Annotated in this window: 8 protein-coding genes and 1 pseudogene; 2 read left to right on the top strand and 7 right to left on the bottom strand. The window is 56.4% G+C overall.

Features of this window, described 5'->3' with window-relative positions:
- The 6 genes and pseudogenes from ACIREA_RS11440 to ACIREA_RS11415 all read right to left on the bottom strand — a co-directional run.
- Positions 1 to 206: pseudogene (locus ACIREA_RS11440) on the bottom strand (hypothetical protein); the annotation flags it as partial.
- 14 nt (positions 207 to 220) lie between these two features.
- On the bottom strand, positions 221 to 2,905 hold the full coding sequence (locus ACIREA_RS11435; protein ID WP_397382407.1) for an ATP-binding protein: 2,685 nt from the start codon (positions 2,903 to 2,905) through the stop codon (positions 221 to 223).
- A complete protein-coding gene (locus tag ACIREA_RS11430) occupies positions 2,898 to 4,346 on the bottom strand; it encodes a class I SAM-dependent methyltransferase (RefSeq protein WP_397382406.1) in 1,449 nt (482 codons plus the stop codon). The genes ACIREA_RS11435 and ACIREA_RS11430 overlap by 8 nt, the downstream gene beginning before the upstream one ends.
- Before the next feature lie 142 nt (positions 4,347 to 4,488).
- Entirely contained in the window at positions 4,489 to 5,751 is a 1,263-nt protein-coding gene (locus ACIREA_RS11425; RefSeq protein WP_397382405.1) for an OmpP1/FadL family transporter, read from the bottom strand.
- Positions 5,752 to 5,768: 17 nt separating this feature from the next.
- Positions 5,769 to 6,416 (bottom strand): response regulator, encoded by a 648-nt coding sequence (locus tag ACIREA_RS11420; RefSeq protein WP_397382404.1) that lies wholly within the window; start codon positions 6,414 to 6,416, stop codon positions 5,769 to 5,771.
- A 25-nt stretch (positions 6,417 to 6,441) separates the two neighbouring features.
- Positions 6,442 to 7,149, bottom strand: coding sequence for a hypothetical protein (locus tag ACIREA_RS11415; RefSeq protein WP_397382403.1), 708 nt, complete (start codon positions 7,147 to 7,149; stop codon positions 6,442 to 6,444).
- Between the two features lie 493 nt (positions 7,150 to 7,642).
- Here ACIREA_RS11415 and ACIREA_RS11410 point away from each other — a divergent pair, with 493 nt between their 5' ends.
- On the top strand, positions 7,643 to 9,172 hold the full coding sequence (locus ACIREA_RS11410; protein WP_397382402.1) for a response regulator: 1,530 nt from the start codon (positions 7,643 to 7,645) through the stop codon (positions 9,170 to 9,172).
- A 506-nt stretch (positions 9,173 to 9,678) separates the two neighbouring features.
- Positions 9,679 to 13,680 carry a PAS domain S-box protein gene (locus ACIREA_RS11405; protein WP_397382401.1) on the top strand — a complete coding sequence of 1,334 codons (4,002 nt, stop codon included), beginning with the start codon at positions 9,679 to 9,681 and terminating at the stop codon, positions 13,678 to 13,680.
- Between the two features lie 7 nt (positions 13,681 to 13,687).
- Here ACIREA_RS11405 and ACIREA_RS11400 read toward each other — a convergent pair.
- On the bottom strand, positions 13,688 to 15,623 hold a 1,936-nt coding region (locus ACIREA_RS11400; RefSeq protein ID WP_397382400.1), incomplete at its 5' end, for an ATP-binding protein.

Here is a 15,623-nt window from a genome sequence, read left to right as displayed (position 1 = left end):
CCTTTTTCCCCAGGCATGCGCTGATCAGACAGCAGTACGCCGATGTCCTCACCATGCTGCTCGATGAGCTTGAGCCCCTCGGCCGCACTGATGGCGGTGAAGATGCGGAATTCGTCTCCGAATGTTTTTTCGAAGTACTTCAACGCCTTCTCTTCATCATCGACATAGAGAACGGCATAGCGTTTGAGGTCGTATTGGTTTTGCATATGGGGGAGTCCTTCTAGGTATCGGCGTGGTGGTTGTTGGTGCTGTCGGTAGATGGTAGCTCGAGAATGAACTCGGTAAACTGCCCGGGCTGGCTGCGTACTTCGATGCGTCCGCCATGGTCGGCAATGATGCGGTTGCAAATGGAAAGTCCAAGCCCCATGCCCTGGCCCACGTCTTTGGTGGTGAAGAAAGGGTCGAAGATCTTGTCCCGGATCTCCTGCGGAATGCCGGGCCCGTTGTCCTTGATGGAGAGAATGGTTCTGTTGCCGCGGGCGAAGGCGGAAAGCTTGATGCAGGCCGTCTCTCCCTCCGGGTATTCCTTGGTCGCCATGGCATCCAGGGCGTTCTGGATGAAATTGATGAGCACTTGCACGAACTGGTTGCTGTCGCCGCGGATTTCAAGCTCGTCGGGAATGTCCACCTCACGCTGGATGCCGTCTTTCCAGACGTGAGCAAAGAAGCGCATGCAGGTGTTCACCACGTTCTTCAGGTCAAAGGCGTGATTGAGCTGGTTGGTGGTGCGGGTGAAACCACGCAGATCGGAGATGATCTGGATGACGCGGTTCACCCCTTCCTCCACATCTTTGACGGTGTCGGCAAAGTCGGCGCGTTCTTCCTCGGGCAGTGATTTGGTGGAGCGACTGATGATGCCCAGTCCCTGACGTGCGTAGTTGAGCGGATTGTTGATCTCGTGGATCAAGCCGGCGCTGAGGCGGCCGAGGGAGGCGAGCTTCTCATTCTGCACGAGCATGGATTCGGTCTCCTTGATCTGCTCCAGCGCATTTTCGAGCTGTTGTTTTTGCACCACAAGCTCCTTCTGGAACAGGCGCGAATCGACGAGATTTTTCAAACGCACCATGATCTCCGTGAGTGAGAACGGTTTGGCCAGAAAGTCACTGGCTCCGGCAGCGAGACATTCGAGCTTGGTCTTTTCATCCGCACGTGCGGTGAGCAGCACCACGGGGATGGAGCGTGTGATGCTGCGCTCACGCAGCTCACGGCAGACCTGCAGGCCATCTTTTTCCGGCATCATCATGTCGGAGAGAATGATGTCCGGGAGGAACTGCGCGGCCTTTTCCACGGCCTGCTGTCCATCCACGGCCTCCAGAATTTCGAAGGTGCTGCTGAGCTGGCTCTTGAGGAAGCGCAGCATGTCGGGTTCGTCGTCAGCGATGAGCAGCTTGGGCTTGCGGCTGCGGCCCACACCGGTTTCCACCGGACGCAGGGTGGCTTGCAGCGAAGTCATGGCCGGGAAGAGTTCGGCGCGGCGGTAAAGTTCTGCGATCCAGTCTTTGTTCTTTGGCGCATCTGCGTCTGCTCCCTCGGTCGTTTCATCCGACTCATCCTCAATGGCGGTCGGCTCGCCTTGGAGGAGAGGAATGTTCACCGTCATGGTTGTGCCTTTGCCGACTTCACTGGCGGCCACGACATTGCCGCCCTGAGCTTCCGCGAGCTCTTTGACGAGGGCGAGGCCGATGCCCATGCCCTGGAATTTGCGCTGGGATGAGGTGTCCGCCTGCCAGAAACGATTGAAGATATGCGGCAGTTGATCCGCCGGAATGCCCATGCCGGAGTCACGCACTTCAATGGCCAGCCAGCCGTCGGTCTTGAGGGCGCTGAAGTTGACGTGACCATTGGCGGCGGTGAATTTCAGGGCGTTGAAGAGCAGGTTTAGGCAGATGCGCTCCAGCTTCTCCGGATCGGCGAGCACGGTGCCGAGATCCTCATCCACATGAGAATGCAGATGGATGCGCTTGTCTTTTGCGACGGTGCCGACGGCGTTGGCGAGACCGCCGATGAAATCGTTCACATTCACGCGCTTGGTGTGAACCTGGGCACGGCCGGATTCGAGGCGCACCAGATCCAGCAGATCATTGATGAGCTTGAGCAGGCGCATGGAGTTGCCATGCATGGTGGCCATCAGGTCACGTTCTTCCTGAGGGCGGGTGGATTCAGCGCTCTGGATCAGGCTTTCCAGTGGAGCAATGAGCAGGGTCAGCGGCGTACGAAGTTCATGGCTGATGTTGGCAAAGAAGCGGCTTTTGGCCTCGTCGAGCTCACGCAGTTTTTGGTTGCTGGCCTCAAGTTCAGCGCGGTTGAGGTCCAGATCGTGACGCAGCTTGAACTCGGAGAAGCGGATGGTGTTGTAGAACCAAGTGCCGGCGGTGGTGAAGACCCCGGTGACGAAGAGGAAGTACAAGTTGTTGAAGAAGATGCTGCGATTGACGATCGGGCCATGGAAAAAGCACGCCAGCAGATAGGACGTCACCGTGAGGACCACCACCAGGATGCTGTCCTGCAGCGTCCAGCGCATGAGAATTGCGGCTCCCAGCATCACCAGATTCAGCCCGGCATAGTAGGGTGATTCAGCCCCCCCCTTGGCGTAGATCATCCATGCAATCCCGACAATGAGAGGCATGGCCATGAGCAGGCCAAGCAGGCGGTGCATGCGCTTGCCCCAAGCGGTGGTCAAAGCCAGCCAGACAAGGACGCTGACCACGGCGGAGAGAACACGTGCGGGAAAGAAGCGCTTCACGCCTTCCTCCTGAAACACCACCCAGTCCAATGAACTCCCGGCCAGCATGAACACGACGGCAAGGATGCCGCAGAGCTGATAGTTGCGGACTCGGATGTCCTGCTCGTAGGCCTGAAAGTTTCCTTTCAGGCCACCAGCTAAAACTGGAGAAGCATCAGGCATCGAGAGGTTTGCGTACTTCGAGGAAGATGTTCACGCCCGTGGCATCTGGTTTCACTACAACGGACCCAGGGGGCGCACGATCGGGCGCCAGCTTGAGGAACTGCTCCTCATCACGATAAACGAGATGCCATTCGGCCAGATACTCCATCCAGTTCCGCCAGGGATTGCTGGGGTGCACATTCGTGGCGATCAACAATCCGCCGGGTGCGAGCAGATCATAGAAGATTTCCAGAAGCCGCCGGCAGATGCGGTCGGAAAGATAGTCGAACAAACCGGCGCAATAGACCATGTCATAGGTGCCTGACTGGGCCGCCGCACGTCCGGACTCTTTCAAAACTTGGTGCACGGATTTTTTCTCAAAGCGCAGGCCGGTGCGGCGACGATGTCGGTTGCGCAGATCTTCCAGAGACCGCGTCGTGTGCATGATGGTCTCATCATTGAAGTCCAGCAGCAGCAAGTCTGCCGAGTCGGAGATGGGCTCATGGGTGAGGAAGTTTTGAATTTCCTGGGCCGGGCCGCAACCCAGGTTGTAGATGCGGGCGACACGATTCTGGCCGGCCGCACGCGTCGTCTCAGCTTTGAGCTGCTCCACCAAATAAACGATGCGGTTGCGGTGCGCGATCACCGGCGGGATGTCCAGATAGAGCTTGTTGAGCAGCTTCGCAAAGATCGAGCTGCCTTCATAAGGATCACGCAGCATCATGCTGACCATCTCATAGTCACCGGCATAGCCCAGAGGCTTGTGGTACGTACGGTAAACAAACGGTGCACACAGCACCAGCGGGTGAAGCTGGCGCTTGATGTAGCTGCGGTGCACCGGCTGCTGCTCCAGCGGAATGATGGCGGCAGACTCCTCAAAGCGTTTCATCAAGGGATACACCGTGGGGACGATGGGCTCCTCCATCTGCAGGAGGACTTCACGCTCCGCCTGGATGCGATCTCCCGTGGGCAGCGAGCGCACGCCCAGCTCCACCTGTTCCATCCAGCGGCGCAGGTCGGAAAGCATGGTGTGCATGTCCGCCACCACGATTTTGAAATCGGGCATGACGCGATAGCTTTTCTCCGTCTCCCGCAGGAACTCGGCAAACTCGGTCAGTAGGCGGCCCTTGTTCTGCGAGGGGGAGAGGATGTCGATGTCGATCCAGCCTTCATCTGAGAGCGAAGCCTCGCAGATGAGCATGATGCCGGTGTTCACCAAGTTGGCAATGGTGGCCCTGCCCGTGTAGACCACGCGGTCATTCATCATGATCCGGAAGTCATTCAGGACTTCAGAGAGCTGAACAATGCTGTAGGGATTGTATACTTCAAACACACCCAGATAGCGTGTGAGCCGGTGAAGCGTACCGCGCACTTCAGCCCCCTGGCTGTTGCGGCAGATGATGAAACTGAGCCGCTCCCCTGAGGAAGCGAGATTGGGAAGTGCGTTGTCGTTGTTCTCCATGTTACGAATCCTCTGCTAAAGCGGTTTGCTCGCTGATGACAACACAAGCCTTTTGGAAAAAGCTCGCCGCGTGTTCTGGCATGGCCCAGCGAGGGTGCCGGAGACGTACGAGGAGAAAAAACATGGTGTCATTATATTTGAATTAAAACCTCTGCGTGATGCTGAGTGACAGCACGTGCCATTGATGATTGTAGCTGCCGTCGTACTGGTTGGCCGGGGAGGAGGCGGCCCCGCTGATCACGCGTGTGGGATAGAAAACGTAGGCATAGCTGAGATCTACTCCCCGAGTTTTCCCCCGCCAGCCCACACCCAAGCTGAAGACATGCCTGTCATTGCCAGGGACCAGCGGGGTGTAGCTGTTCTGCGGCTGGGAATTTTCTGAAAAGAGATAACCACCGCGCAGCGCCCAGTTTTCATTCAGCTGATACGACATCCCCGTGCCAATATCGATGGAGTTTCTCCAGCCAAAGACGCTGCCGGTCGAGCCCCCCAGCAGAGCCTGATTGTTGCCGATCAGGATGGGAAGATCATCATGGGATGAGTTCTGGGCCCATTTAAAGTCCAAGCCCACGGTGAAACGGTCCGTCACGTCGAACCCATAACCGACGGAGATGGAGCCCGGAAAGGTCGTGTCAGATTTAAAGCTGCTGGACTCGCTGAAGCCGGCGCCCATCAGCGCTGGTGGCATGTTGGTGGATTTGAAATCACCGCTGAAATTGACCTTCACCGGCAGCCGCCCGATTACTGCGAAACGATGTCTTTTGGCAAAGGTCCAGTTGATGCCTGCATAAGCGCCCATGCCCCAGCCTTGGCCGTGTATCTTGATGTCTCCCTCCGCCGAACCGGGAATGATATTGCTCCAGTTGTAGAACTGCTTCATCGTCAGGTCGGCATACAAGATGTCGAGTCCGACGGCAAAGCTGAGATCATCGGTTATTTTCACTGCCACCGCCGGGGTGATGTCCACCGTGAGCAAAGTCGCCTCATAAGGCAGTGCGTAGCGCAGGGCGCCGCCCATGCCTTTGGGGTAGGAGGCGGCCATGCCATAGGGGGTGCTGACACCGAGGCCGAAAGACAACCTGCCAGGAATGACGGGCTGCACAAAATACATGCTCGCGGGAAACACCCACGGCCGGTTCATCGGCACCCCTTGCCCGCCATTTTGCTTGACGTAAATGTCACCATGCCAAAGCGCCGTGTTGATCAGCAGTTCGCTTTTTTCGATCTTCAGGATGCTCGCAGGCGCGACCCGAACGGCGGAGGCATCGCTCAGATTGGCATATCTGCCGCCCACGATGCTGAGTGCCTGCGCGGAATCGGGCACCACGGAGAAGGTTTCGGATGCCTGCACCGCCGCTGAGGTCAAACCCAGGGCAAGAATGAAAGAAACGACGCGAGTATTCATGGTTGGGTTGGGCTGAGTTAAGCCAGTCCGTTGGACTGGCAGTATCTGAGAATTTCGACGGTCCCTTTGAGCCCGGTCTTGCGACACAGGTTGTGCTTGTGAACTGCGACGGTTCGTGGGCTGAGAGACAGATCCAGCGCCACCTGCTTGAGGCTTTTGCCGCGGGCCAGCTGCATGAGGACTTCCAGCTCACGATTGGAAAGCTTCTCATGCACCTGCCCTGAGGAACCTTTGCGGATGGACCGGTCTGCAAACTTTTGCGCCAGTTCTCTGGAAATGTAACTGCGTCCCTCCAAGGTGCAGCGAATCGCATCAAACAGCTCATGCGGAGGGGCGTCCTTGGTCACATAAGAGCGCGCTCCGAGCTGCATGGTGCGCGAGACAAAAGTTTCCTCCTGATGCATCGAAACAGCGATGATTCTGGGCGGGGTGGGCAGTGTGCGCAGTTCCGTGGTCAGTTCCATTCCGGACCGGTCCCCCAGCTCGATGTCGACAAGGGCGATTTCATAATTGTGGAGGCGGGCTTCAACCATCGCCTCCGCACAAGTGCCGGTGGAGACTACGGTGGCCTGGGGAAACTCCCCCTTCAGCATGCTCGTGAAAGCCTCACGTACCAGCGCATGATCATCGACAACCAGAATGCTGAAAGGCGGGGGAGAGTGCATGAGAGTGTTCAATGCGGTAAAAAGTTTATGCTGCGGACTGCTGCGGTGATGGCAGCGCCATCAGGCAAACTCGCGAACTGCCGCCCGGTCCGGCGCCCATGACCTGCATACGGGATCCCAGCAGGGCACACCGAGCTTCGATGACGGCCAGTTCAGATCCGGCCATGTTCTCCTTCCAGATGCTGTCACCACCATCGTGATCGATGGTGATTTCCAGTTTTTCAGCAGATGCCCGGCAGGTCACCTCCACCCAAGAGGTGTTGGCAAAACGCACGCAATGCTTTAACAGCGCCTGCATGATTCGAAACAGATTGAGCCGACTGGCGAGATCGAATGACGGCTCATCACCGCTGATGTGGAGGACCAGAGAGCCGGCAAAATTTTCGCCAACATTGCGCACCAGCTGCTGCAGCGCGACATGCAGCCCGAAGGCCTTCAAAACGGGCGGGAACTGTTTTTCGGTCATGTCCCGAACCAGTTGCAAGGTCTGCCGCAGGGTGGAATCCAGACTGCCCAGCAATTTGCCGACGCTCGCCGTGTCCCCACCGTTCGCCAGTTCGTGCCGCATCATTTCACCCAGCGAGGCGCAGGCCACGAGACCTCCAGCCATGTCTTTGTGCAACAAATGTGCGAGGTCGACGCGCTGAGCATCTTCTTCCTTTAACAGACTGCTCAGCGCCTGTAGCAGCATTGAGGCTGAGTTATTTTCCATTTCAAGGGCGATTGGATGCATGAGGGGGAGCTAAATAATTTAAATCATTATGTCGCTGCATTTAGGAGAACCACATTCCGCCGGGCTTAGCACCTAAATGTTGATTCATTATTTAGGTCACACCTAAATCGACATTCCACGGTCTTTTTTGAAAGAATTCTTGTGAGTCTGGAATTTAGCCAAAATAAACCTAGTTTTATTAATTTTATAAAAATCCGAGGCTAATATTCTGCACATGTATCTAAATACCATTCAGCACAACCTCAGTGCCTGCAGCCGGATTCTGATTGTGACCGAAGAGCGGTCCTTGCAGGAAGATCTGCATATATCCCACGCACTGCAGAACATGAGCCATAGTGGCAGTTCCTCTGCTTCACTGGGTTCAGAGCATGGCAGCAACAAAGCCAGATCTGCAGCCTCCGCTCCTGAAGTGGTCTGCACTGCGAATGAGAAAGAAGCGTTAGCGTTGGTGGAAGCAGCGGCTCAAAGTCACAAACCATTTTCCTTGGTTATTATGGATGGCCGTCTTTTTTATGGGAAAGACTATCGATATATCATCAATCGCTTATGGCAGTCACAGCGCGACTTGCATGTGGTGCTGCATGCTGTTTCCCAGTTGGAATTATTCGAACAAATCCCGATCGATTTAGGGTCCAATCCACATCTTTTAGTCTTCAAATTCAGGCTGGTCCCCTTCGAGATCACCCAGCTCATTCGCACACTCTCCGTCAGGCACAGTGCTGAGAATCAAACCTCACACCGCAATCTGAGCCTGAATGCCCAACTGCTGGAGGTGGCCTCACGTTTTGAAGATGTCAGCAACCGGCTTCGGCTTGAGCAGGACCACCGCAAGCAGTTGGAGGACCAGTTGTGCCGGAACCAGCGGCTGGAAACCGTGGGGCGTTTCGCGGATGCGATGGCGCACTTTTTTAACAATTACCTGACTGTGATTCAGGGCCATCTGGAAGCTGCGCAGCTAAATCAGGATGGCACTGGCTCAAGCACGCTGCCGACCTCTACTCTGAAAGAACTCATCCTCGCCACGCAGCGTGCTGCGGGCGTTACCTCACAGTTTGTGTCCTTCAACAGACGTGAATACATGCAGCCGGCTCCGCTGCATCTCGGTCAGATCATCGATGGACAGGCCTCCATGCTGCAGAAAGCCATGGGTGAGCAGATTGCCATCCAGATCAGCCACAGCCCCGATCTGCCCAGTGTCATGGCAGATCAGGCCGCCTTGGAGCAGATCATTTTCAATCTCATCATCCATGCACGTGATTCCATGCCGATGGGAGGCAGATTAATGATTCAAACCAGGCCGCTGCTCATTCCAGACGCTGCAACTGCCTGCCAGATTCATGCCGAGGCAAAACCGGGAGAATATGTGGTCATGACGATTTCTGACACAGGCAAGGGCATGAGTCCTGCCGAGCTGGCAGGTCTGTTTGACTCGTCCAAACTCTCATCAGATCAAGAAGGCGGTGCGGACATCGCTCTGATTCTGGTGCAGGGGCTTGTGCGCATGCAAGGCGGCTGGGTCGACGGCAGGAGTGTCTTGGAGGTCGGCACGGAGTTTTCCATTTGCCTTCCTGTCACCAATGGAACGGTGCCAACATCTCCCACGCCGGAGAAAAAACTCCTGAGCACCAACGGTGGGGACGAGTCATCAACCATTTTGATTGTTGATGACGAGGATTCTGTGCGGCAGGTGATGGAATACGTGCTCACCAGCCAGGGGCACAAGGTGCTCACCGCCGCAGATGCCAATGAAGCCTGGGCCATCTGGCGTGAGAAGTCGGCCGTCATCAAACTCGCACTTATCGATGTCAAGCTGCCCGGCGGCGTCAGCGGTTTCGACTTGGAGAAAGCTCTGGCAGCGGAAGATCCCACGCTCCCGGTCATTTTCACCTGCGGCTACTCTCCGACCACTCTGAGCAACGCGAAAGAGCTGAAGGCAGGCGAAAATTTTCTGCCAAAGCCCTTCGGAATGGTGGAGCTGCTCAACATCGTAGGCCAGGCCCTCCTGCAGCCGGCAAGGCTGTAAGAACGCGGGGAATCATGGATGCCCCATGCGGACGACCCGAGACGGCACTGATATCGAAAAGACGAAACCTTCCGCCTGCTGCAACGTGGGGGGCGCTTTTGGACACGCTTGAGTGGCGCTGTCACAGCGAAACAGGGCCGGGAGTGACATCAATAAAGGCATCCGGGGCTTGCGAATAAAGAAGCTGGCAGTTCCTCCAGCCTGCATAGTGGGCATGGAATTTTTCTCAAATTGTCTGCGCTGAATTATTTGGCGCTCACAGAATCTTGACCGCACCCGTCAATGACCGAAGGAAGAGAATGGTTCCCTCCATATTTTATTGTCTTTCTGTTGCTTGCAGAGGCAAATCCATTCCAAGGCCGCACACCACTTGGCCGTTGTGTTCCCATCATGTGTCTTTTTGCGCGTAGACTTCTCTGGCGTAAGAAATGCCCACGTATTATCTGCCCGGAGTTGAGAATGAAATTGCGTCCTGTGGAGGTGGTAGCTTTGCAAGCCCTGCATCCATGAAGTCTGGCGCGTCAGATTTTGCGCTGAATACGCAGGAGCAGCCTCTCGAATGCAGTCTGGTCATCATGGTGGACAGTCTTGGAATCGTTCATGCAGTGAACGGCGGGCGGGTTCGTTTTGCGGAGATTTTTGGCCAGGATCTGCGTCTGCCGGAAAGCGGCAGCAGTTGTTTTGATTTCTTTGGCAGCGAATGCGAAACCCGGTTTGAAGGGGGAGCTCGATGGGCAAAGACTCTCAAGGAGGTGTTGGATGAGCAATCGGCGGGCGCGCGGATCGAATCATGTCTTTCAGACTCGGCCGCGAGGTGCTGGATCGAAATCACGATCATTCCGCTGCCGGTGGGCGACAGCTCGGGCGCGCTGATCACCTGCATAGACATCACCTCACGCAAGCAGGCGGAACTCGAACTGCGCCATCGAGAAGCGCAAGGAAGGGCTATCGTTGATCTTGAACCTGAGTGCGTGATGGTCGTCGATTGCGAAGGGCGGCTGCAGGAGATGAACCCAGTGGGCCTGAAAATCATCGAAGCCGGGTCACTGGCAGAGGTCAAAGGGGGGCTGCTCGTAGATCTGGTGCATCCGGATGATCGGGAGAAGCTTCAGCAGCATCACCGTGAGGTGATTGAGGGTGAATCAGGGCAGCAGATTTTTCGCGTTATTGGCCTCAACGGCACGCTGTCCTGGATCGAAATGCACTCGGTTCCCTTGCGTGATGCCGGTGACCAGATGATTTCGATGCTCAGTGTGGCCCGGGATATTTCCGAAAGGAAAAAAGTTGAAGAGCGGCTGCGGCAAAGTGAGGCCACCATGGCAACCGCCCAGGGCATTTCACATTTCGGCAGCTGGGAGCTTGATTTGACGGTTTTGGACGTGACCAGCAATAACTCCCTGCGCTGGTCAGACGAGGTTTATCGCATCTTTGGCTATGAAGTGGGGGGGATCGAAACCACGAATGAAATTTTCTTCAGTGCGGTTCATCCTGATGACCGCGAAATGATCCGGCTGGCGGTCAGCGATGCCATCCGCAGCCATGGACGCTATTCGATCGACCACCGGATCATTCTGCCAAACGGCGAAGTCCGGCACATCCACGAAGACGCCCAGATATTTCTCGATGAGCGGACCGGCCAGCCCTTGCGAATGGTGGGCACGGCGCATGACATCACGGAGCGCAAGCTGGCCGAGGAAGCGTTTAAAACCAGTGAACTGCGCTTTCGGCATGCTTTCACGAATGCCAGCGTTGGGTTTGCGATCACGGACATGAGAGGAGTCGTACTCCATATCAACAAGCACTACTGTCAAATCATCGGTTATGCGGAAAACGAAATGATCGGCAGATCTTTTGCCTCTGTCACGCATCCGGATGATGTGGCACGCAAGCAGGTGCTGAACCAGAAATTGATAGCTGGAGAAATCAGCGACTTCATCGTCGAGAAACGCTATCGCTGCAAAAATGGCGAGGTGGCCTGGGTGGAAAACAGCGTGTCCGCCATCCGGGATCAATCAGGGGCGGCGCTGAACATGGTGGTGCTTTGCAAAGACATCACGAAATCACGCCACAATCAGGAACAGCTGCGATTGCTTGAAGCCTGCGTTGCCCACCTCAATGACATCGTGCTCATCACCGAGCCCGAGCCTCTCGATGAACCCGGCCCGCGCATTGTTTTTGTGAACGAGGCGTTCACCAGGCAGACTGGCTACACACGGGAGGAGGCATTGGGGCGAAGCCCGCGCTTCCTGCAAGGACCGGCAACCGACCGGCTTGCACTGGGCCGGATGCACGAGGCCCTGGCTCAAGGGCTGCCAAGCAAGGAGGAACTGATCAATTACAAGAAAGACGGCTCTATTTTTTGGGTCGAGATTGATGTCGTGCCGATCACCGGTCTCAATGGACAGACGAGTCACTTTGTGGCAGTCCAGCGTGATATCACCGCACGCAAAGAGGCCGCCGACCGGCTGTGGAAGAGCAATCTGCGATATGAAAGGCAGCATGTCGCCCTGGCCCGGATGATACGTAGCGGCGTGATGCAGGCAGTCCATTTGGAGTCGGCTTTTCGTCTGATCACGGAGGAAATCGCCCACGCCATGGAAGTGGAGCGTGTCAGCATCTGGCGGTATGATCAAAACCGCAGCAGCATTGTCTGTCAGATGCTGTTTGAGGCGGGCGCGCGGCGTCATTCCTTCGGGCTTGAACTGCAGGGTGGAGATTACCCGGCCTATTTCCGTGCCATGGCACAAAATGACACCATTGCGGCAGATGATGCGCAGCGCGACCCACGCACCCGTGAGTTCACAGAAAGCTACCTCTCACCTCAAGGCATCACTTCCATGCTGGATGCCCCGCTGCATGTGGGCGGGGTGCTGGCCGGAGTGCTCTGTCAGGAGCATGTCGGTCCGCTGCGGGCCTGGCTGCCAGAGGAGAAAAGTTTTGCGACTTCGATGGCCAACTTCATTTCCCTGGTGCTCGCCCAATGGGAGCGCAGGCAGGTCGAGGACATGCTGCGTCAGCAGGCTTCACTCCTCGACAAGGCTAACGATGCCATTCTGGTGCGTGATCTTGATCACAACATCACCTACTGGAACAAAAGCGCCGAAAGTCTCTATGGATGGACCGCCGAGGAGGCAAGAGGGCGAAAAGTGTCCGAACTGCTCTACATCGATGATTCGCAGTTCGAGGAAAAAAACAACAAGGTGCTGACCGATGGAGAATGGGCGGGTGAAATCCTGCAGGTGACCAAGACGGGTAAAGAGGTGACCGTGGAGGGGCGCTGGACCTTGGTGCGCGATGCTGAAGGCAGGCCCAAATGCGTGCTGGCCATCAACACCAACATCACCGAGCAAAAACGGCTGGAAGATCAGATTCTGCGTTCCCAGCGCATGGAAAGCATCGGCACCCTGGCGGGTGGAATCGCGCATGATCTCAACAATGTGCTCACCCCGATCATGATGTCGGTGGATCTGCTGAATCTGCACATCAAGGATGAGGTTTGCAGGGAAACACTGGAGACCATCGCCTCCAGCGCACGTCGTGGAGCCGACATGCTCAACCAGGTGCTGTCTTTTGCCAGGGGCATGGAAGGGCAGAAGACCCCTTTGAAGATCAGCCGTCTGCTGCAGGATCTGGCACGCATCGTCGGAGACACGTTTCCAAAAAATATCCAGCTTCGGCTGCAGGATGAGTTGCTGGAAACCGATGCCGTTTCAGGTGACGCGACGCAGATCCACCAGGTGCTGCTCAATCTCTGCGTCAATGCGCGGGATGCCATGCCTGCCGGAGGTGCGCTCACGATCAAGGCGGCACACATTTTGATCGACGCGCAATACGCCGCCATGAACATCGAGGCGCGTGAAGGGCCGCACATCATGATCAGCGTCGAAGATGATGGAGTGGGCATTGCGCCGGAAATTCTCCCAAAGGTTTTCGATCCCTTTTTCACCACGAAGGAAATGGGCAAGGGCACCGGACTCGGGCTGTCCACTTCGCTGGCCATCATGAAAAGTCATGGCGGCTTCTTCCGTGTTTACAGCGAGCTGGGACATGGCTCATGCTTTCATGTGTATCTTCCGGCACAGACGACTCAGGCCATGGAGCAGCCGGTTGTCGAAGAGCCGGTGCTGCCTCGCGGCAATCAGGAGCTTGTTCTCCTCGTCGATGATGAGGCGGCCGTGAGGGAAATCACGCGACAGACACTGGAAGCGTACGGCTACCGTGTGCTGCTGGCTGCGGATGGAGTGGAGGCGGTGACCCTCTACTCCAAGCATCAAAACGACATCGCCCTGGTTTTGACCGACATGCGAATGCCAGTCATGGACGGCTCCACCACGATTCAGGTTTTGATGAAGATGAACCCCGAGGTCTGCATCATTGCCGCCAGTGGCATCAATTCCAACAGTGGTATTGCAAAAGCCGCGGGCACAGGGGTGCGGCAGTTTCTGCCCAAGCCCTACACTGCCGAAACCATTTTGCGGGCTCTGCACAACGTATTGAACGAGCAGTAACAATAGGTCAGGCAGCCTTCCGTGCCGTCTGCAATACGTCGCCGAGCGCTTCCAGCAAGGAGTCGGCATTGTAAGGTTTGCGCAGGAAATGCTTCACTCCCAAGCTGTTGACCTGCGCCTGCATTTGGTGGCTGAGACCGCTGGCGCCAATGATCGGCAGGTCGGGATGAATTTTGAGAAGCGCCTGAATGAGCGTCGGTCCGTCCATGTTGGGCATCATCATGTCAGTGATGAGCGCGGCCGGCTTCTCGGAACTTTTCAGGAAGGTCGCGATGGCGTCTGTCCCGTCACAGGCGGCGACCACCCGGTAACCAAAGGCTTCCAAGGTGTGCTTGGTGGCGGTCAAAATGGCGGATTCGTCATCCACGACGAGGATCAGCTCGCCCTGCCCAAGACAGCGTTTGGATTCGACCACTTGGATTTCCCTGTGCTCCACATCCGTTTTGGCCGGTAAATAGATGCGAAACACTGTCCCCTTGCCCATCCGGCTCGTGAGATCGATGAACCCATGGTGTGATTTGACGATGCCCAGCGTGGTGGCAAGGCCAAGTCCGGTGCCCTTGCCCATTTCCTTGGTGGTGAAGAAGGGATCAAAAATGCGATCCCGCACTTCGAGCGGAATGCCCGTGCCCGTGTCCCTCACTTCAAAGACCACATGCGGTCCCGCCTTGGCGTCGGGGTGCATGCTGGCAAACTGTTCATCAACGACCACATTGCTCATGGTGATGTCAAGTTCGCCTCCCCCGGGCATGGCGTCACGGGCATTGACACACAGATTGAGCAGCACCTGGTGCAGCTGGGTGGGGTCTCCCTCAACGTTCCACGTTTCTTCTGGGCAGGAGATGCGGCATTTGATGAACTTGGGGAAGGTCTCATGGATGAGCTGCTCGATTTCCTGGAGCACATCCTGCGGCCGCAGGCGCATGCTGCGGCCTTCGACACCTCGCGCAAAACTTAGAATCTGCTTCACCATTTCCGCACCGCGGTTGGCGCTGTTTTCCATGGCGTTCAACAACTCGATGTCGCGCGGTTGCTGCAGCTTCATGCGCAGAATCGTGAGTGACATCAGAATGGGGGTGAGCACATTGTTCAAGTCATGCGCCACGCCGCCAGCCAGTGTCCCGATGCTTTCCAAGCGCTGATTGCGCAGAGATTGTGACTCCATGCGACGCTTCTCAGTCACATCGGTCATGAAGCCCTCCGTGTGCCGCATCACGCCGTCTTCGGAGGGGATTCCCTGACCGCGTTCCCAGATCCACTTCACCGCGCCTTCCGCCGTGCGGATGCGGTAGCTCATCTCAAAGCGTTTCCCAGCGGCTACAGCCTCTGTCACTGTTTGACGCACATGTTCTCGGTCTTCCGGATGAATCAGATCACCGAAGAAGACCTCGCCGTTGCCGGCGAATACTTCCGCCTCGTAACCCGTGAGTTCCAAACAGCCTTCACTGATAAACTCCAGTGTCCATTTTTCATCGATCAGAGAACGGTAGGCGGCACCGGGAAGGTTGCCCATCAGCGTCGAAATCATGCGCTCATTTTCGCGCAGGGCTTCGATCGCCTGCTGGCGTTCCTTCTCCCTCTCCACGGTTTCCATGGCGAAGGAAAGGTCATTGGCCAGGGCGCTGAGCACGCGGATTTCCTCCTCCTGAAAGCAGTCTCGCTCATCGGCGTAGATCAGCAGCACCCCCACAGGGATGTTGCCAGGTTTCAATGGGAAGGCGGCGCAGGAACGAAAGCCACGTTCCAAGGCCCGCTCGCGAAAGTAGAATGTTTCATCGTGCTCGATGTCATTGGAAATCTCATGCGTGCCGCTCCTAAAGGCGCGTCCCGCCGGACCACGGCCTGAGGGATGATCTCCGCGGGTGATCAGCGTCAGTCCATCAAGATAGTTTTGATAGCTGCCGGCGCAGGCGGCCGGCTTCAAGCTTTGGGATTCTTCATCA

It is taken from the genome of Prosthecobacter sp. (assembly GCF_044373815.1).
Taxonomy (GTDB): domain Bacteria; phylum Verrucomicrobiota; class Verrucomicrobiia; order Verrucomicrobiales; family Verrucomicrobiaceae; genus Prosthecobacter.
Note: the sequence above shows the minus strand (reverse complement) of the source record. Positions and strands in the feature narration are given on the sequence as shown.